The organism is Streptomyces sp. NPDC059371 (assembly GCF_042751995.1).
Lineage (GTDB): Bacteria > Actinomycetota > Actinomycetes > Streptomycetales > Streptomycetaceae > Streptomyces.
Window position 1 is genome coordinate 115,897 of the sequence record NZ_JBHYXD010000003.1, and the last position, 16,516, is coordinate 132,412.

Below are 16,516 nucleotides of genomic sequence, written 5' to 3' on the forward strand. Positions count from 1 at the left end.
TCCTCTCTTGCTACCCCACAAAACCTCTCGCAACAAAGACCACTCACCCGCGCCGCTCCCCAACCTGTGTTGGCGCCTCAAGCACTCACCGATCGCAGTTCAAAGCGGTTCGCATCGTTTCGTATTGGTTCGTATTGGTTCGTATTGGTTCGTTCTGATTCAGGCCGGTTTGATGTGAGCCTGGTTTGGTCGTTCGCGTTCGGTCCGGTGCTGAGGAGGGCGATCGTGGTGCGTGTGCTCGGTGTCGCTGTCGTGGGGTTCGGCTGGATGGGACGGGTGCACACGCAGGCGTACGCACGCGTTCTCCACCACTTCCCGGAGCTCGCCCTGCGTCCCGAACCGATCGTCGTCGCCGACGAGGTGCCCGGCCGGGCCGAGGAGGCCGCCGCGCGGTACGGCTTCGCGACCGCTGTCCGTGACTGGCGGGAGATCACCGCCGATCCGCGCGTCGAGGCCGTGAGCATCACCGCGCCGAACTTCCTGCACCGTGAGATCGGTGTGGCCATGGCCGCGGCCGGCAAGCACATCTGGATCGAGAAGCCGGTGGGACTGACCGCCGACGACGCCCGGGCGGTGTCGGGCGCGGTGGCCGAGGCCGGGGTCCGGGGCACGGTCGGCTTCAACTACCGGGGCGCACCGGCAGTCGTGGCGGCACGCGACCTGATCGCCTCCGGTGACATCGGCGAGGTGACGCACGTACGCATCCGCCTCTTCAGCGACTACGCGGCTCATCCGGAGGGCGCGCTGACGTGGCGCTACGAGCGGGAGCGGGGCGGCAGCGGCGTCCTCGGCGACCTGGCCTCGCACGGTGTCGATCTGGCCCGTTTCCTGGTGGGCGAGATCGAGGCGCTGGCGGCGGACACCGCGGTCTTCGTACCCCTGCGGCCCAGGCCGGCCGGCGTGACCGCGGGCCACACGCGCGCGGCAGGCGGCGAGCCGGCCCCCGTGGAGAACGAGGACTACGTCAACTGCCTGCTGCGCTTCACCTCCGGTGCCCGCGGCGTCCTCGAGGCGTGCCGCGTCTCGGTGGGCGAGCAGAACAGCTACGGGTTCGAGATCCACGGCACCAAGGGCGCCCTGTTCTGGGACTTCCGCCGGATGGGCGAACTCGGCGTCAGCCGGGGCACGACGTACCAGGACCAGCCGGTCAGCACCGTGTACGTCGGTCCGGGTGCCGGAGACTACGCGTCCTTCCAGCCGGGCGCGGCCAACAGCATGGGCTACGACGACCTCAAGGTCATCGAAGCGCACACCTTCCTACGTTCCATCGCCGACAACAGGCCATACGGGGCCACCCTGGTCGACGCGGTCCGCAGCGCGACCGCATTGGATGCGATGGCGCGCTCGGCGGCGTCGGGGACGTGGGTGACGCTGGAGGCGTAGCCCTGTGGGCCCGCCACCCGGCCGGGTCGGAGCCGTGTCTGCACCGCCACCCGTCGCTGTTGCATCAGACGTGAGTTGGTAGGGAGCCGCAACTCGATAGCCGACCCCGGAAAAGAGACGGACAGGCCCGTCGGATGACCGTCGGATGACCGTCGGATGACCGTCGGATGCACCCGCTCGGCGGCGTCGCGCGGCCCGGGCGGCGCCCCGGATACCGGGCGACGTAGCCAGCCGTCCGGCCGACCTGGATCCACTGCCCGCCGGCTCAGGGTTCAGGTCACCATGGCGTAGACCGCCACCCCCAGGATGAAGAGCGCGAAGGCCAGGACGACGGCGCAGGTGAGACGGAACCGGAACCTGCTCCAGTGCTCCGCCCGGCGACCGTCGGCAGTGTCGGTGCGCCAGACCGACGGGATGTCGACGCGCCCTTCGGCGATAGCCGTCGCGGCCCGTCGCACATCCCCGGGGTGATAGGAGTAGAAGGTCGGCGCCGCGCCGTACGTGCCCCGGCTCTCCCCGCCGTACTGACGGACGCGGACATCCATACGACGCGCCGCACCCGGCAGCCACTCCTCACGCACCGGCCACAGCTCGGCGACCTCGCGACGGTCCAGCCAGGGCTCCTCCTCCTCCTGCGCTGGCTCGGGCACTCCCGGATCCGGCGTTCGCGGCATGCTTCCCCCTTGATGCGGCAAGCCCTCAGTACACACCGCCGCCCCGCACGCCGACAGAGCGCCGACGGCGCAGCCACACGCGATCGATGCAGCCCTCCGAACCGTCAGGCGAGGCGCGATGCCGAGTCTCCTTTGTCCTCGACGTGGACGACGTGAAGTTCGGTGCCGTCCCGGTGGCGCTTGGAACGTCCGAACAGCCCGACAGCGACGTTCGACCGGTCCTGAGGCTCATCAGGGCCGACATAGGTGAGAGCGGCGTCGTGATGCCCGGTGACGACCCGTCCCTCGACGTCCTTGAGTTTCTTGCGAACGGCGACCTGCGGAAACGTGATCGCCGAGGGGGCGTTCGCAGAACTCGCGGAGATGGTCAATTGTGAGAGTCGCGGACCACCGCCAACCCGCCGACCCGGGTCGTGATGCCCGCCGGCCCGCGCCGGGCCGAAGCGAGCACGCTGGCCGGTCGACCGAGGGTGTCACCCTGCTCCACCTCGATCGCGACCGTCTGCGCCCCTGTCGTGTCGAGCAGGTGGGCGGCCAGGCAGCCGGTGCTGTTGGCGTTGGCGACGTCCTCGTCGACACCGATCGCCGGCGCGAACATCCGCGCCGCACCCGGTCGGTCGCCCACCGGCGGTACGTACACGAAACAGCCGAGGAGCCCGTACCGCCGGCACGCCGCGGTCAGCCTGCCGAGGTGTGGGTGGACTCGGAGCAGCGCCGACCGGTCGTGGACCGGTACCAGCATGCGTGGTGCGCCGGGCGCGGCGACCCGTGGCGCGTCGGTCGGATGCGGATCGTCCGCGGTGAGCCCGAGCGCGGCGACGATCGCGGCGCGCTCGTCCGGTGCCGGGTGACGCAGCGCGACGAGGCCCTGGTCGAACCACACCTCGATGCCGGCGGGGCGGCGGATCGCGACGGTGTCGAACGTGCGCCCGCCGGTGTGTTGACGGTCGTTCAGCTCGTCCAGCGCGGTGCGGGTCAACCGGACGGCCTGCGCGGCAACAGTGCCGTGGCCGCAGCCGGACAGTTCGGCGGTGGCGGTGAAGAACCGGACCGGCCGGCCACCGTCCGGCGTCCGCCCCGGGCCGAGGAACGCCGCGTGCGAGGTGCCGGCCGCAGCAGCGACCGCACGCCGGTCCGCGTCCGTCGCCGCCGGGTCGTCGTCGGTGACGGACGTGGGGCTACCGCCCCGGCCGTCGCGCCGCACGCACGCATCAACCACCGTGACATCCCGCCAGGACATCGGCCCACCTTTGACGCTCGACGAACCGGCAACCGCGAACGGCGTCCGCCGATAGCCGGACCTGGCCGCAACGGCCGACCGAACGCGTCCCGGAGCGTACCGTCCTGCCTCAGCCGGTGCCGTCCTGCACCGGATAGTGGATGACGACCGCACCGCCGGTGGCGTAGTTGGCGACATCGGCGGCCACCCGCCGGCCGTGCGGCGACGCCCGCGCCGCGGCCATGGCGGCGGCATCGGCGAAGTCGCCTTCGAAGACCGCGAAATACGGCGCTTCTCCCTCGGTCGCCGCCACGTCGAAGCTGTAGCGCCACGCGAGCAGGCCGGGCCAATTCATGACCAGCGGAAGGTGGTTGGTCACGTAGTAGTCGCGGAAGTGGTCAGGGTCGGCGGGCTTGGAATACAGGACTACCAACTTATGCACGACGACCTCCGTCCAGATCAAGGCCGGCGGGCTTGGAACGCGTACGGCGAGGAAGGCCGGCGCCGCAACGGTGCCGTGACAGCACGCGGGCAGTTCGCCCGGGCATCATGCGCGCGAACAGCGCACCTGCCTGCTCGGTGTACGGCGCTTCCAGCAGGGCTATCCGCGACATCGACTCTCCCATTGAGGGTGTTTCGAAATCAGAAACGCGAGAAACGCTAGTGTTTCGAATAACGGAACGCAAGGAGCGTCATGCCGACACCGCGCCCAGGAAAACCGGTTCGTGGTTCGACGACCGGCCGTCCGATCATGGCCGCGATGGATCTCTTCGGCCGTCGGTGGGCGCTGCGCATTCTCTGGGAGCTGCGGGCGGGGCCGCTCGGTGCGCGTGAGCTGCTGACACGGTGCGCAGGTCTGTCATCCAGTGTTCTCTACCAGCGGCTTCGCGAACTCACGTCAAGCGGGATCATCGCCCCTTCAGCCGATGGCTACGAGCTCACCCCACTGGGGACAGCACTCGGTCACGCCCTCCGACCGCTCGACGAATGGGCGATCACCTGGGCGCAGGTGCAGGCGCAGGCGCAAGCGCGGAACGATCAGAATCCTGTGGAGACATGAAGGTCGCGGGCTCTTCGATCGTTGAAGATCACCGCGTTCGAGAACAGCGCGTTGAACGTCGCCGTCTTCTCCTGGTGGGTGCCGTCGGCGGCAACGGTGGAGCCGTCGCTCGCCTGCGAGATGTCGAGCTCGGCGTGCGCGTCGACTGGCGGGTTTTCTCGTCGTTGACGAGACACTCCCCTCAATAACGGTACGCGGTTGTCGCGATCTCGATGAAGGATCGGATCAACGGGTTGGTGTCACCCTTGTTCCACGCCGCCACCACTCGGCTCGGAGGCATGTCGATCAGCGGCACCAGGGCCAGTCCCCCGGGCAGGTCGTGCCCGAGCGGGGCCAGGCCGACCGTGCCGTTCCACAGCACGGTCTGCAGGCATTCCTGGACGGCGCGCACCACTGGGCCCTCACGCGGCCTGCCACCGTTCCAGTACGACTGCCAGACAGGGTCGGTGCCCTGCGGGAACTGGAACCAGCGGCGGTCGCTCAGCTCTGCCAGCCGCAGCCCGTCGCGGCCGGCCAGCGGATCGTCGGCGCGCAGAACCACGCCGACCGGATCGGTCCGCAGCTCACGCACCGTCAGGGCGGTCTCGTCGAACGGCGCCCGGGTCAGCGCGACATCGACCAGTCCGGCGCGCAGCCCGCAGGTCGGGTCGGTCAGATCGGTCTCGCGAATGCGGATGTCGATGCCGGGGCGGCTGCGACGGTAGGCGGCGGCCAGCCTGGCCACTCCCGGGTCGGTGCCGTCGCCCAGGAGACCGATGGTGATGGTCGCGACGCCGGCCGCCGCGCTCACGCGTAACCGGACGCGGTCGGCATGGTCGAGCAGGGCCCGCGCCTCGTCCAGCAGCACCGAGCCCACCGCAGTGAGCGTGACCCCCGCAGGCGAGCGGGTGAACAGCGGGGCACCGACCTCGGCCTCCATCTGCTTGATCGCCCGGCTCAGCGGCGGCTGACTCAGGTGCAGTCGGGTGGCGGCCCGGCCGAAATGGAGTTCCTCGGCGACCGCCACGAAGTAGCGCAGGGTCCGTAGCTCCACGCTGCAACAATACCCACGCGGTATCAGCGCCACAGGACGAGTCTTGGACACCGGCGGGTCCCCGCCGGTGAACTCGTGCGCATGGCCGAAGAAGCGAAGACCGACAAGCCGCAGACTCACCCCGGTGTATCGGTGGTGGGTGCCGGCGACGGCGAGACGATCGTTCTGGGCACCACACGCATGCGCGTTCTGGAGGACGGCAGCCACACCGGGCACCGCCTCGCGATCGCCGAGTCCGTTCTCGCCCCGTACACCCAGGGACCGCCGCAGCACCGCCACGCCCGCCACGACGAGGGCTTCTACGTCCTCTCCGGCACCGTGCGATTCACCGTCGGGGACGAGGACCACGACGCCGCCGCGGGCACGCTCGTGATGGTTCCGCCCGGTACCCCGCACACCTTCGCCAACCCGACCGGCCGACCCGCCGTCATGCTCAGCACCTTCACCCCCGACCTGTACGTCCAGTACTTCCGGGACCTCCAAGACGTGCTCGCCGACGGCCGGCCGCTGACGCCACAGGCCAACATCGACGCGATGAGCCGCTACGCGACCGAGCCCGCCACCGGCCCGGCCTGAGGCGGTATGGCCACGGACCGTGGGCCGACACCAGGCCGAAACCCCGTACGCGCGGCGGCCGCATGGCGCGTGAGGGGCTCTTGACGCAGACCCGCCGAACTGAAGAGATCATTCGTGCGGCCGTTCGCAACCTACACATATCTCTCTGAAAGGGAGACCCGATGCGATTACCGTTGTTCCCGTCCCGTACCAGGGCACGCTCCGGCCCGCGCGGATCGCGGCTGACCGCCGTCCTGACCTCCGCGCTGCTGGCTGCCGGACTGCTGGTCGGTGCCGCACCTGGCCCGGGTGGCTTCTCGGCGCGGGCCGACGACCGGCGGACAGACCCATCGTCAGACGGCAGCCTGTCGTTCACCACCTACAACATGCAGGGTTCCAGCCGCGGGTTGCGCTGGAACGGCGAGGTCGGACCACTGACGATGCGACATCAGGTCGTCGCCCTCCAGGAGGTCGGCAACGGACCGCCCCCAGAACCGCACCAGACCCGGGGCACCGGTGAATCGATCCCCATCCCCGGTCCGTTCCCGGCCGGCCTGCCGAACCATGTGAGCCACACGCAGTGGGAATACCACCACCACCGCCTTCACGTCTACTACCTGCAGACCGACCCGCGTCGCGACAGCGCCACGGGACGGGATCGCTGGCAGGGCGGCCGGGTCAACCTGGCAGTCGTCACGCACGACCCCGCGGCCGAGGTCCGCGTCATCGAGAACCCGCTGTACGACCGCGACGAACCTCGCGACGACTACCGCTACCGCCGCGCCCTCGGTGTACGGATCGGCAACACCGTCTACTACAACGTCCACGCCCGCGGCGGCGACGTCCCCGGCCTGCTCGCGGGAATCCGCGCGGCCGCCCGGCCCGGCGAGAACTGGGTCATGGTCGGCGACTTCAACCTCAACATCCGCAACCGTACCGACCAGCAGGCCAGGGACCAGACTCTGCACCTGCGTGCCGACGAGCAACTGGCGCGTCCCAACCGCCCCACCCACCAACAAGGCGGCGAACTCGACTACGCGATCACCCGCGGTACACCCCGGTTCAACGCGGACATTCCCGCGGCGCGCGGGGCGGACCACTATCCCGTCCAGTTCGAACCGGCTCCCACTCCCGTTCCGGCCGCGCCCGACGGCCCGGTGCACAACTTCACCTCGAGCCTCGAGAACGCCCGGACCGGGTTGGTCCTGGACGCCGAGAACAGGGCCTGGGGTGAGGTGACCACCACCCAGGAGCGTTACAACCTGCGTCAACGGTTCCGTGTGAACACCGTGCAGGCGCACTGGTACGGCTTCGCCGTCGGCAGCAGCCCCGGGGCGAGGTCCGGCGCCCGAAGCGCTCTCGCCGACCGCGCCGCCGGGATGTGCCCCGGCCTCAACCCGTTCCTCCCTGTGTCCGTCATCGTGCTGTCGTGCGACTCCCCCCTCGCACAGTGGCAACCCGACGACCTCGGGACACCCGGCGGTCCGCTGCGCTGGCACAACTCGGCCTATCCGGGCCTGTGCCTGACCGGTCTGGGCAACGAACAGCGTGTCCTGGCCCTGGCGTGCAACGGCAGTCCCTCACAGCAGTGGTGGGACAATTCCCGCGGGGTGTCCGACCGCGCGTGGGAGGACGGTGACCTGCGGGTCCGGCTGCGTGCCTGGAACGGCCTCTACCTGGACCAGTTCGGGGAGCCCGGCCGTGACGGCACCCCACTGACCACCCGTTCGCGCATCAACGCGTTCACCCAGCGCTGGGACATGGAATACGCCGGCCTGGGCGACAACATCGTCCGGCTGAAGGCGTTCGGCAGCGGTGGTCGCTGCGTCGACATCCTGGACACCCATCAGCCCCGGCCCGGCGCACGATCCCTGCTGCACGACTGCAGCGACCGAGGCGCCAGGGACGACGGCACGGGGCACCGCTGGCAGGCGGAGATGTACGAGGACGGCTCCCTCCGCTTCCGCAACGAGGCCGCACACCAGTGCCTGGTGCCGTCGGCGCGGGAAGCGGCCTACGTGACGATCGAGAACTGCAACGACGACGCCCGGCAGCGGTGGACGATCGTGCCGTAGCCGTGACGCCGTGACCGTCACCCCGCGGCGGCGGGGCGAACCGGGCCTGGGCCGACGCACAGCAGTCGGCCCAGGCCCCACCGACGGGCCTCCGCCCTCTCCTCACACGTGCTCAGTGACCGACCGGCCCAGAGCCCCGCGACACCCTCGACCGGATCACCGCCACGGAGACCTGCACACACAGCAGCGGCACGTGGAGGCGTAACGTGCACCCGACGCTGCAGCGAAGAGCTGGCGCCAGACATGATCCGTTTGTTGCGGGTGTTGACGCCTTCGGTCCGACCACGTTACGACAAGTTGCAGGTCCGCCAAGAGGCCACGGTCCTCGTAGCAGCCATCAACGAATGGCTGTGAACAGCGCATGTGACACACGCGCAAACTGATCGCGCAAGCATGGACCCGCAGTTACTCCACGGCTGCTTCAAGCAGGATCTGTGCTAGTTCGCGCGGCTGGGAAAACATCGGCCAGTGGCCGGTGCCCATCTTGACCATCCGCCAGTGCTTGCTGTCCACCAACTCGGCCACGTCGTCGTCGAGTTCGTCCCCGGCGAGCAGACACTGAATGTACGTCGCCGGAAGTTCACCGAGCGGCCCTGCCAACTCGGCGGGCTCGGTCAGCGTGGCGCCCGGGTGAGGTGTCGAGCCACGCACGAGGCGTGCGATCTGCTCATCGGTGAGACCCTCCCCGTCGTAGTGAGCGGCGGGTACGAGCGGCCAAAACCCTCCGTTTTTGGCGATCGATGCCTTCACCTGCGTCCCGCCGTCCGGCCAGGCGGAGACAAACGACTTGCCATCAGTCGGAACACTGGAGTCGACGAATACGACGCGGGCCAGCCGGTCACCGATCCGCTCTGCGGCCTGACCGACCGGAATACCCGAGTAGCTGTGGCCGACCAGGACGACATCACGTAGAGCCTTGCGTTCGACCTCGGCAACGATGTCCTGAACGTGGGTTGCCTGCCCCGCCGTTACCCCCCGCTTGTCCGCAAGCCCGGACAAGGTCAACGGGTAAACGCCGTGACCTGCTGCATCCAGGTAGGGCACCACCTCGTCCCATGCCCACGCCCCGAGCCGCGCACCTGCAACCAGCACGAAATTCACCATGTCCGCACCGTAGCGAGACAGACCACCAATCGCTTGAAAATACGTTCGATACACGCCCTGGACACTCACCGCGTATCGCCAGAAGGTGTCTCCGTGGCTGGCGGCAGCGCTCTACTGTCCTCCATCGCTTGCACTCGGACACTCTCGAAGGTCTTGCGCGAACATGGGCCTCGTGTGTCGGCCCTGTCCTAGCCAAGCACCCCAGTAGATTGTCCGGTCCGTGAGGAAAAGGACTCCATCCTGCGGGCCGTCCCACGGGCTTCGTGCGGGGGCACTGGCAATCTTCTGCTCCCGAGGCTCGAGCATGGGCTCAATTGTGAGAGAGCCGGGCATCCGCGTCATTGCTCACGCTGCCCTCACCCGGTAAGGTGCCGATCTTCGGCCGGCGGAAGCTGTACGGAGTTCTCGAAGGCCAGGCACATCATGCATCTCGCCGACCACCCCGCACGCCGCCGCCTCAATGCCGCGCTGGACAACCTCGCCATCACCTTCCGCGATGCGACCACGCATCCGGACGAGCACAACTGCGACTGCCACTGGGGCAGTTCGGAAGAACTCTCCCTGCTGAAGACGCCGAACGTGGAGCTGGAGCCGGACCTCCTGCGCCGGACCCGGCAGTCCTGGTCCTGGACCGATCACGCGGCCGTGCTGCGCCGGATACTGCCGCAGTTCGCCACAGCACTGATCGCCGGTCGCGCGGAGCCCCTGTTCGGCCTGGAAGAGGCCGGATACTGCTTCGCCCTCGGCCGCTGGCAGCAGTGGCCCGACGATCAAGCCGGTCCGGTACGCGAGTTCTTGCACGCCTGGTGGGTGCAGAGCCTCACCGACCCGGATGCGATCGTCCCGGCGCACCAGGTCTTCGCGATGTGCGCCGAGGCCTCCGGAACGCTCGGGCCCTGGCTCACCGACTGGGAGGAGCAGACCGGTCCCCTCAGCGACCGCCGTCTCGCCGAGACGGCGGCGCAATGGGAGTACAAGCTCCTGGGGGACAGCCTGCCGTGGAGGCTGAGCTGGTACGAGCATGACGAAGAGGAGATGCGCGCCGAACTGGTCGCGTGGCTCCTCGGACACGCTGCGGCACGACTCCGCGAGTCGGGCGCTTCGACGGATGTGCAGCACCGGATACGGCTGCTCGGTCTCACCGGGCCGGACCGCTGGACGGATCCGCACTGGCCCGACCACACCTACTGACAACCAGCCGACGCGACCACATCGCCGCGAAGCGTCGGTCGTAGGGATCCGATCAGTAGCCGAAGAAGTGACGCGTCAGGTCTCTGACCTCGGGCTCTTCCTCCCGGTGCCTTTCTGACCAGCACGGATGGGGTGATTGGCTGTCATCGTCTGTCAGGGTTGTTCGTCTCGGACGGCCGAGACGGCCCAGGCGCCGCTGCTACCGCTTCTGGGCTCGGTACTGCTTGAGCAGAGCCGTGATCTTGTCGCTGTCGGCCGCGCCGTTCAGCTCGACCAGTAGAAGATCGGGACACAGCTCGTAGAGATCGCCCCACCATCGGCGCCCTCGGTTGTCCCAGATCCGGTAGCCGCCCGGCACGCCTCTGGCTACGTACCGACGCCTACTCATGGCTGCTCCCCGGCCGTGACAGCCGCAGGACTTCGTCACGGACTCCCTTGTTTTGGTCAGCGGTGAGGCTCACAAGCTGATCCACGAACTCGTCCGTCCGATCGTCGGCGATCAGCCGACTCCGGTAGCCGAACACCTCGCCGTCGAGCTGGTCGGCGGTCGCCCCCTCCTCGGCCCGCGACAGCGCTGCCAGCACCGCGCGCAGACCGACCAGGTCCCTCCGTTCGAGCAAGGCCTGCGCCGTCTCCTGCGTAACTGCGGTGTCGTGGGCGTCCAATAGGAGCCGCTCAAGGATTGGGCCGGCCTCTTCCCGCTCTGCCCACGCCGCAAGCTGTCGGCCGGCCGCGGCTCTTCGAGACCACGATTCCGATTCCGAGTCACGAAGCGCTGCCGTCAATCGGTCTGCCCACTGGTCCTGGCTCACATAGCCATGCTGCCTGTAGCGAGATCGTGCTGGAAGAGACCAAAGCACTGATCAAGCGCCGGGAGAGGGCTTGAAAGACGGCGGACCGCACGGCGGATCGCCAGGCGGCGGGCGAGACCGGGCACGGCGTAGGCGGTGACCGCCAGAACCGCCGCGGCAGTGAACGTGGCCACCGGGCCGATCCAGCAGGAGACGAGCAAGGAGGCGCCGGTCAGGAGCAGAACGGCGAGGGTGAGCGCGAGCGCCTGGTCGTGGTCGCGGTGCACCGGATCTGCCTGTTGGCTCATGCCCGGGCGCAGGCACCCGGGCGGCACCTGGCCTTCGGATACGACCCGGCACAGGCTCCCGCCGCCGCACTCGCGGTACTGCGACCAGGAGTTGCGGTCGACGGCGACGATGCACGACCGCACCCGCTCGCCCCGGCGCAGGTACCGCACGACCGGCGAACGCGTCGTCGCGTCCAGTCCCTCGTTCCACGCCGGCCTGCGCACCGTCACCTCCTGGACCGCCCGCCACGTCGACGTACACGATGCGGCAGCGGTCGGCGGAGCAGCGGACAGGGCGGTCGCGAAGGCGGCGACGGCGGCAGCGACCGCCATGGTGAGCAGACGTCGAGTCGGATGCATGACGACTCGTTCCCGTGCGTCGACGTCGCGCCCGCGGCCAAGGGCGCCTGCGCCATGCTGAAGGTCCGCGGCATCACCGAGACCGGTGCGCAGGCCGGCCGAAGATCACGGGCCGGCCTCCGCTGAACCGGGCCGCGTTTCCCTGCTTGCCATGGGCGATCACACCGCCGTACATTCCCTGCACCCGGCTTGTCCGGCCGCTTCGTCTATCCCCTTTGAGCACATGAGGAGCGCCCGATATGACGGGTGTACTGGCGGTCGCAGGCGGCACCGCATCCGGCAAGTCCACCCTTGCCGAAGCCCTGTCGCTGCAGTGTCCCGAGAGCGTGGCCCTGGTCCATCTGGACGACTACTACGTGCCCGCGCACGACCCCCTGAGGGGTGTGTGGACGGTCAGTGCCGACGGGCACGCCGTCCTCGACTGGAACCATCCGGGGTCGATCGACGAGACAGCGGTGGCACACGCCATCGACGCGGCGCTGCTGCGCCCCGGTGTGCTGCTGGTGGTGGTCGAGGGCCTGTTCGCGCTGTCACTGCCGTCCGTGGTCCGGCGGGCGGCGTGGCGGGTGTACGTCGACACCCCCGACGACATACGCCTGGCCCGCAAGATCCTCCGGAAGATCGAGGTGCAGCGGCAGGACCCCCGGCTGTCCCTGCGCAACTATCTGCAGACCGGCAGGGACCGCCACGCAGACCACGTCACGCCCTCCCGGGCAGCGGCCGATCTGGTCGTGGACGGGACCGCGAGCGAGGCGGAGATGCTGGCGGCCGTCGAGCCGCTGATCGGGCCCGTCTTCGCGCCGCCGCCCGCGGCGCCCTCGCGGGCACGGGGGGTGCGCGGTGTGACCCGTACCCCCGGGGTCCCGGTGTTCGCGCTGTGACGTGTCCCGGAGGCACCGGACCCGGCGAGGGACGCCGCGTGATCACGCTTCCGGGAACACAGCCCAACCCCCGGCGGGCTCTCAGGCGAATCACGACCGATCCAGTTCATCTGCGGCCAGGCGAACTGCGGGGGCGACATATGGCGGGATCAGGGGAAGGCCCGCATCCAGGCTCTCTTCCGCTCCGCCCGGCACCGCGTGGGCGGGCTCTTCGGGATGCTCCACGACGGCACCTTCCACCAACCACGCACCACCGGAACAGCCACCGCAGACCACTCAGCCTTGATGAAGGACATAGAGGCACCGCCCGCGGATAAGCGAGCGAGCTCGGACCAATAGGTCCGGCTCGCAGGCTGTTCGGGGCGCGGCGGCTACAGGTCGAACTCGATGTGCTCGATGTCCCTGAAGCGGACCTCCTCCAGTTGCCCGGCGCGGCGGCCGTTGTCCTGTAAGTGGACGCCCACACCCGATTGCTCGCGGGTCTGCGACGAAGGGCCGTCAGCCGATCGGTTCGGGAGTGATTCCCCGCCGGGGCGCCGCGCTGGTCGTGGCCCGCGGAGGAGTACTCGGCGACGCGCTGGGCCGAGGGCGAGGCCGCGACCGTGGTGATGGACCTGAGGTCCGGCGCGTTTCTCGTCGTGGTCGAGGGGTCGGAGGATGACGGCCGCCGCCCCCCGTCCTGGCGGTCGGCCGTACCCGGGGAAGAACCGCCGGTACACCACCCGTATATGACCCTCATCTGACCCTCATCCGACCCGCGAATGGCCCGCATATGGCCCTTATCTCGCCTTTTCCGGTCCTGGAATGGCGCGTTCCCTCTCTCCGACAACCGAGTGTCACTTCCCTTCCCTCTTCGCATTACAGGGAAGCGCGGAGGAGGCACGATGGAGTTCAGGCTGTTGGGGACGGTGGGGATCGTCATGGATTCGGGCCGTCTGACACTCGGCCCGCCCAAGCGGCGCAGTCTGCTGGCCACCCTGCTGCTGCTGCCGAACCGGCCCGTTCCCGTGTCAGCCCTGGGCAAGGCACTGTGGGAGGGGGAGCCGCCGGTCCGGGCGCGCTCGGTCGTCCAGGGCCACGTCTCCCACCTGCGCAGTCTCATCGAAGGCTCGGGCGGCGCCGGGTACGGCGTGGACCTCGTCACCCACACCGGTGCCTATGAACTGCGCACGCCCGCAGGCCGGGTGGACAGTGCGCGATTCAAGGAGCTGGTGCGGCAGGCCCGGTCCCAGCCGGACGCCGCCGAGGTGGTGCGGCTGCTGCACCAGGCACTGGCGCTGTGGCAGGGCCCCGCCCTCACCGGCACCACCGCCGGGCCCCTGCTGCTGGACGCGGCCCGCGCCCTGGAGGAGGAGCGGGTCGGCGCGGTGGAGCAACTGGCCGACGCCTACGGCACGCTGGGGCAGCACGAGCGGGCGGCCGCCGAACTGGACGCCGAGATCGCCGCCTATCCGCTGCGCGAGTCCCTGGCGGCCGCCCTGATCCTGGCACTCCACCGCTCGGGTCGGCGGGCGCAGGCCGTGGAACGCTTCCACCACACGCGGCGGCTCCTCGCCGACGAGCTGGGCGTGTGTCCCGGGCCGCGGCTCACCCAAGCCTTCGAGGAGGTACTGCGCGAGGAACCACCGGCCCCTCGCCGCACGCGACCGTCCCCGGCCCGACCGCCGTCACCGGATACGTCGTCGTGCCCGGCCGGACAGTCGTACCCGGCCGGACAGTCGTCCCCAGGCACGCTGGCGTCCCCGGCCGACTCGCCGTCGTCAGCCGACTCGCCGTCGCCGACCGGGCCGGTGACTCCGGCCCGGCTGCCGTCCCCGGCCGAGCAGCCGTCCAGCGCGCCCGCGGCGCCGCGTACCGTTGCCTTCGGCGGGCGGAGCTCTCTGCCGCGCTCCCCGGGAGGCTTCACCGGGCGCGCGGCCCAGCTGGCCCGGTTGGACGCGCTGACCGCGGAGGACGCACCCGTCTGCCTGGTCACGGGCCCCGCGGGCGTCGGCAAGACGACGCTGGCCGTGCACTGGGCCCACCACAACGCCGGCCGGTTCCCCGACGGCCTGCTCTTCGCGGATCTGGGCGGCTTCGGGGCACACGGCCCGGCGGACGGGGAACTCGTGCTCCACGGGTTCCTGCGGCGGCTCGGAGTGGCCCCGGAAGACGTCCCGGACTCGGCGGAGGGTGCGGGTGCGCTCTACCGGGAGCTGACCGCGGACCGGCGCGTCCTGGTGGTGCTCGACGACGCGGGCTCCTCGGCCCACGTGCGCCCCCTGCTGCCCGGCGGAGCCCGCTGCGTCACCCTGGTCACCTCACGGGACCGGCTGGAGGGTCTGATCGTCTCCGAGGCGGCCCGGCCCGTACCGGTCGGCATCCTGGACGACGGCGACTCCGCGGCGCTGCTTGTCTCCGTACTCGGAGCGCGGCGGGTCGCCGCCGAGCCCGCCGCCGCACGGCGCCTGGCCGAACTGTGCGGAGGACTGCCGCTGGCCCTGCGGGTGGTGGCGGCCCGGCTGGCCTACCAGCCGGACACCTCCCTCGAAGGAATGGCCGCACAACTCCATGACGGCAACCGCAGACTGGCCCTGCTGTCCGTGGACGACCGGGGACCGCGCGCCGCCCTCGGCGCCTCGCTGCGGCACGTCGCGCCTCAGGACCGCCGGATGCTGTACGCGCTGGCGTCGCACCCGGGCGGACGCATCGACGTCCACGCGGCGGCGGCCCTGGCCGGGACCACCGAGGATGCAGCCCTGGGCGCGCTCGACACCCTGGCCGGCGCCCACCTCGTGGTGGAGGAACGCGACGGTCACTGGTCCCTGCACGACATGATCCGCCTCTACGCCCGCAGCACCGGCCCTCGGTCCGAGGACGCCGTGACCGGGCCGGACGCGGAGGGCGCGCTGCGGCGGTTGGTGGACCTGCTGCTGCGCACCTGCCTGGCCGCCACCGAGGCCGCCGAGCCCTCGTCGCAGGTGTGCTGCGCCCTGCCGCCGGAGACCTGGTTGCCGTTCACCCGCCCGGAGTTCACCTCCCGTCCCCAGGCCCTGCACTGGTATGCCGAACAGCGGGAACTGCTCGCCCGGACTGTCGCCGCCGCCCGCGCCAGGGGACTGCACGCGCAGGCGTGGCGGCTGGGCATCCTCCAGTGGCCGCTGATGATCCTGCGCCCGCGCGACGAGTGGTGCCCCCTGCTGGCCGACGCGCTCGACTCCGCTCAGCGTGACCCGCACGCGGCCGGCGGCGACGGCGAGTCGCGGGTCCGGGCGCTGCTCGGCTGGCTGCTGATCGAGCAGGACCGGCTGCCCGAGGCCGTACGACACCTGGAGGCGGCCCCCGCGATGGCCGTGGACCCGGTCTCCGCGGCCACGGCCCGGATCAACCTCGGCATGGCGTACGCCCGGCACGGTGAAGTCCGGCGGGCTCAGGCCGAGTGTCTGCGCGGACTGGCGCTGGCGGTCCGCTGCGGCCATCTGTCCAGCCAGCGCCTGGCCCTTCAGCATCTCGCCCGGATGGCCCTCGACGGCGGCCGGCCCGAACAGGCGCTGGCCCTCGTCCGGCAGGCGCTCACGCTGACCCGCGCGGAGGAGGAGGTCGCCGGATGGGTGTGGCTGCGCCTCCAGTGCGGGCAAGCCCTGTGGCAGCTCGGCCGCACCGCCGAGGCCCTGGCGGAACTGGAGGAGTCCGCCGGGCGGGCGGAGGCGCACGGCCTGCACGAGTCGGCCGGGCACGCGCTGGAACTGCTCTCGCGGATCACGGGCGCCCAGGAGTACGCCGAGCGCCGCGCCGTGTTGGCCACGCGCGCCGAGGAGGGCACACGGCGGGCGTGAGCGGGGCGTCAGCGGTACGTCGGTGAGACGTGGGCGAAACGTGGGCGGGTGCCGAGAGGCTCGTCCCGTCTCTGACGAACAGCCGCTC

General features: G+C 70.3%; 18 protein-coding genes and 1 pseudogene. 8 read left to right on the forward strand and 11 right to left on the reverse strand.

The window, feature by feature from the left end; translation table 11 throughout:
• The first annotated feature begins 225 nt into the window (after window positions 1–225).
• Window positions 226–1,383: a Gfo/Idh/MocA family protein gene (locus ACFXGX_RS02950; RefSeq protein WP_384784005.1), complete on the forward strand. Its 1,158-nt coding sequence runs from the start codon at window positions 226–228 to the stop codon at window positions 1,381–1,383.
• Window positions 1,384–1,655: 272 nt separating this feature from the next.
• Here ACFXGX_RS02950 and ACFXGX_RS02955 read toward each other — a convergent pair whose 3' ends face one another.
• From ACFXGX_RS02955 to ACFXGX_RS02970, 4 genes are all read right to left on the reverse strand, one after another.
• Complete coding sequence (locus ACFXGX_RS02955) at window positions 1,656–2,057, reverse strand: hypothetical protein (RefSeq protein ID WP_384784007.1); 402 nt, start codon at window positions 2,055–2,057, stop codon at window positions 1,656–1,658.
• Between the two features lie 104 nt (window positions 2,058–2,161).
• Window positions 2,162–2,428: a hypothetical protein gene (locus ACFXGX_RS02960; RefSeq protein ID WP_384784009.1), complete on the reverse strand. Its 267-nt coding sequence runs from the start codon at window positions 2,426–2,428 to the stop codon at window positions 2,162–2,164.
• Window positions 2,425–3,297, reverse strand: coding sequence for a PhzF family phenazine biosynthesis protein (locus ACFXGX_RS02965; RefSeq protein ID WP_384784011.1), 873 nt, complete (start codon window positions 3,295–3,297; stop codon window positions 2,425–2,427). Before ACFXGX_RS02965 ends, ACFXGX_RS02960 begins: the two co-directional genes overlap by 4 nt.
• 109 nt (window positions 3,298–3,406) lie before the next feature.
• The gene (locus ACFXGX_RS02970) at window positions 3,407–3,718 is read right to left on the reverse strand and encodes an EthD family reductase (RefSeq protein ID WP_384784013.1); all 312 of its coding nucleotides are present in this window, start codon (window positions 3,716–3,718) and stop codon (window positions 3,407–3,409) included.
• 309 nt (window positions 3,719–4,027) lie between these two features.
• Here ACFXGX_RS02970 and ACFXGX_RS02975 point away from each other — a divergent pair, with 309 nt between their 5' ends.
• Window positions 4,028–4,336 (forward strand): winged helix-turn-helix transcriptional regulator, encoded by a 309-nt coding sequence (locus ACFXGX_RS02975; RefSeq protein ID WP_384784219.1) that lies wholly within the window; start codon window positions 4,028–4,030, stop codon window positions 4,334–4,336.
• On the opposite strand, the gene ACFXGX_RS02980 is transcribed toward ACFXGX_RS02975, so the two are convergent.
• Both ACFXGX_RS02980 and ACFXGX_RS02985 read right to left on the reverse strand, forming a co-directional pair.
• Window positions 4,315–4,512: a hypothetical protein gene (locus tag ACFXGX_RS02980; RefSeq protein ID WP_384784015.1), complete on the reverse strand. Its 198-nt coding sequence runs from the start codon at window positions 4,510–4,512 to the stop codon at window positions 4,315–4,317. The genes ACFXGX_RS02975 and ACFXGX_RS02980 overlap by 22 nt on opposite strands.
• A 5-nt stretch (window positions 4,513–4,517) precedes the next feature.
• Complete coding sequence (locus ACFXGX_RS02985) at window positions 4,518–5,369, reverse strand: LysR family transcriptional regulator (RefSeq protein WP_384784017.1); 852 nt, start codon at window positions 5,367–5,369, stop codon at window positions 4,518–4,520.
• Between the two features lie 81 nt (window positions 5,370–5,450).
• Here ACFXGX_RS02985 and ACFXGX_RS02990 point away from each other — a divergent pair, with 81 nt between their 5' ends.
• Both ACFXGX_RS02990 and ACFXGX_RS02995 read left to right on the forward strand, forming a co-directional pair.
• Entirely contained in the window at window positions 5,451–5,945 is a 495-nt protein-coding gene (locus ACFXGX_RS02990; protein WP_384784018.1) for a cupin domain-containing protein, read from the forward strand.
• 161 nt (window positions 5,946–6,106) lie between these two features.
• Entirely contained in the window at window positions 6,107–7,999 is a 1,893-nt protein-coding gene (locus tag ACFXGX_RS02995) for an endonuclease/exonuclease/phosphatase family protein (RefSeq protein ID WP_384784020.1), read from the forward strand.
• Window positions 8,000–8,404: 405 nt separating this feature from the next.
• Here ACFXGX_RS02995 and ACFXGX_RS03000 read toward each other — a convergent pair whose 3' ends face one another.
• Window positions 8,405–9,103 (reverse strand): alpha/beta fold hydrolase, encoded by a 699-nt coding sequence (locus tag ACFXGX_RS03000; RefSeq protein ID WP_384784022.1) that lies wholly within the window; start codon window positions 9,101–9,103, stop codon window positions 8,405–8,407.
• A gap of 423 nt (window positions 9,104–9,526) precedes the next feature.
• Between ACFXGX_RS03000 and ACFXGX_RS03005 the strand changes: the two genes are divergently transcribed.
• Complete coding sequence (locus ACFXGX_RS03005) at window positions 9,527–10,294, forward strand: hypothetical protein (protein WP_384784024.1); 768 nt, start codon at window positions 9,527–9,529, stop codon at window positions 10,292–10,294.
• 199 nt (window positions 10,295–10,493) lie between these two features.
• Here the strand turns inward: ACFXGX_RS03005 and ACFXGX_RS03010 are convergent, their stop codons facing one another.
• From ACFXGX_RS03010 to ACFXGX_RS03020, 3 genes are read right to left on the reverse strand one after another with little or no spacing between them, the layout of a single operon-like run.
• The gene (locus tag ACFXGX_RS03010; protein ID WP_384784026.1) at window positions 10,494–10,682 is read right to left on the reverse strand and encodes a hypothetical protein; all 189 of its coding nucleotides are present in this window, start codon (window positions 10,680–10,682) and stop codon (window positions 10,494–10,496) included.
• On the reverse strand, window positions 10,675–11,106 hold the full coding sequence (locus ACFXGX_RS03015; protein WP_384784028.1) for a hypothetical protein: 432 nt from the start codon (window positions 11,104–11,106) through the stop codon (window positions 10,675–10,677). The genes ACFXGX_RS03010 and ACFXGX_RS03015 overlap by 8 nt, the downstream gene beginning before the upstream one ends.
• On the reverse strand, window positions 11,103–11,732 hold the full coding sequence (locus ACFXGX_RS03020; RefSeq protein WP_384784030.1) for a hypothetical protein: 630 nt from the start codon (window positions 11,730–11,732) through the stop codon (window positions 11,103–11,105). The genes ACFXGX_RS03015 and ACFXGX_RS03020 overlap by 4 nt, the downstream gene beginning before the upstream one ends.
• On the opposite strand from ACFXGX_RS03020, the gene ACFXGX_RS03025 reads away from it, so the two are divergent.
• Together ACFXGX_RS03025 and ACFXGX_RS03030 are read left to right on the forward strand one after the other, a co-directional pair.
• Window positions 11,727–11,858 (forward strand): hypothetical protein, encoded by a 132-nt coding sequence (locus ACFXGX_RS03025; RefSeq protein WP_384784032.1) that lies wholly within the window; start codon window positions 11,727–11,729, stop codon window positions 11,856–11,858. The two genes, ACFXGX_RS03020 and ACFXGX_RS03025, sit on opposite strands and share 6 nt — an antisense overlap.
• Window positions 11,859–11,971: 113 nt before the next feature.
• A complete protein-coding gene (locus ACFXGX_RS03030) occupies window positions 11,972–12,613 on the forward strand; it encodes a uridine kinase (protein WP_384784034.1) in 642 nt (213 codons plus the stop codon).
• 371 nt (window positions 12,614–12,984) lie between these two features.
• Here the strand turns inward: ACFXGX_RS03030 and ACFXGX_RS03035 are convergent.
• Window positions 12,985–13,071: pseudogene (locus ACFXGX_RS03035) on the reverse strand (XRE family transcriptional regulator); the annotation flags it as partial.
• Window positions 13,072–13,497: 426 nt separating this feature from the next.
• Between ACFXGX_RS03035 and ACFXGX_RS03040 the strand changes: the two are divergent.
• Window positions 13,498–16,428: a BTAD domain-containing putative transcriptional regulator gene (locus tag ACFXGX_RS03040; protein ID WP_384784036.1), complete on the forward strand. Its 2,931-nt coding sequence runs from the start codon at window positions 13,498–13,500 to the stop codon at window positions 16,426–16,428.
• The last annotated feature ends 88 nt before the right edge of the window (window positions 16,429–16,516 follow it).

What these genes read in the sequence shown, in the direction of transcription:
- ACFXGX_RS03000 (WP_384784022.1), bottom strand. Translation starts at nt 9,103, where the DNA reads ATGGTGAATTTCGTGCTGGTTGCAGGTGCGCGGCTCGGGGCGTGGGCA.
- ACFXGX_RS03030 (WP_384784034.1), top strand. Translation starts at nt 11,972, where the DNA reads ATGACGGGTGTACTGGCGGTCGCAGGCGGCACCGCATCCGGCAAGTCC.
- ACFXGX_RS02990 (WP_384784018.1), top strand. Translation starts at nt 5,451, where the DNA reads ATGGCCGAAGAAGCGAAGACCGACAAGCCGCAGACTCACCCCGGTGTA.
- ACFXGX_RS02965 (WP_384784011.1), bottom strand. Translation starts at nt 3,297, where the DNA reads ATGTCCTGGCGGGATGTCACGGTGGTTGATGCGTGCGTGCGGCGCGAC.
- ACFXGX_RS03025 (WP_384784032.1), top strand. Translation starts at nt 11,727, where the DNA reads ATGCATGACGACTCGTTCCCGTGCGTCGACGTCGCGCCCGCGGCCAAG.
- ACFXGX_RS03020 (WP_384784030.1), bottom strand. Translation starts at nt 11,732, where the DNA reads ATGCATCCGACTCGACGTCTGCTCACCATGGCGGTCGCTGCCGCCGTC.
- ACFXGX_RS03040 (WP_384784036.1), top strand. Translation starts at nt 13,498, where the DNA reads ATGGAGTTCAGGCTGTTGGGGACGGTGGGGATCGTCATGGATTCGGGC.
- ACFXGX_RS02955 (WP_384784007.1), bottom strand. Translation starts at nt 2,057, where the DNA reads ATGCCGCGAACGCCGGATCCGGGAGTGCCCGAGCCAGCGCAGGAGGAG.
- ACFXGX_RS03010 (WP_384784026.1), bottom strand. Translation starts at nt 10,682, where the DNA reads ATGAGTAGGCGTCGGTACGTAGCCAGAGGCGTGCCGGGCGGCTACCGG.
- ACFXGX_RS02975 (WP_384784219.1), top strand. Translation starts at nt 4,028, where the DNA reads ATGGCCGCGATGGATCTCTTCGGCCGTCGGTGGGCGCTGCGCATTCTC.
- ACFXGX_RS03005 (WP_384784024.1), top strand. Translation starts at nt 9,527, where the DNA reads ATGCATCTCGCCGACCACCCCGCACGCCGCCGCCTCAATGCCGCGCTG.
- ACFXGX_RS02995 (WP_384784020.1), top strand. Translation starts at nt 6,107, where the DNA reads ATGCGATTACCGTTGTTCCCGTCCCGTACCAGGGCACGCTCCGGCCCG.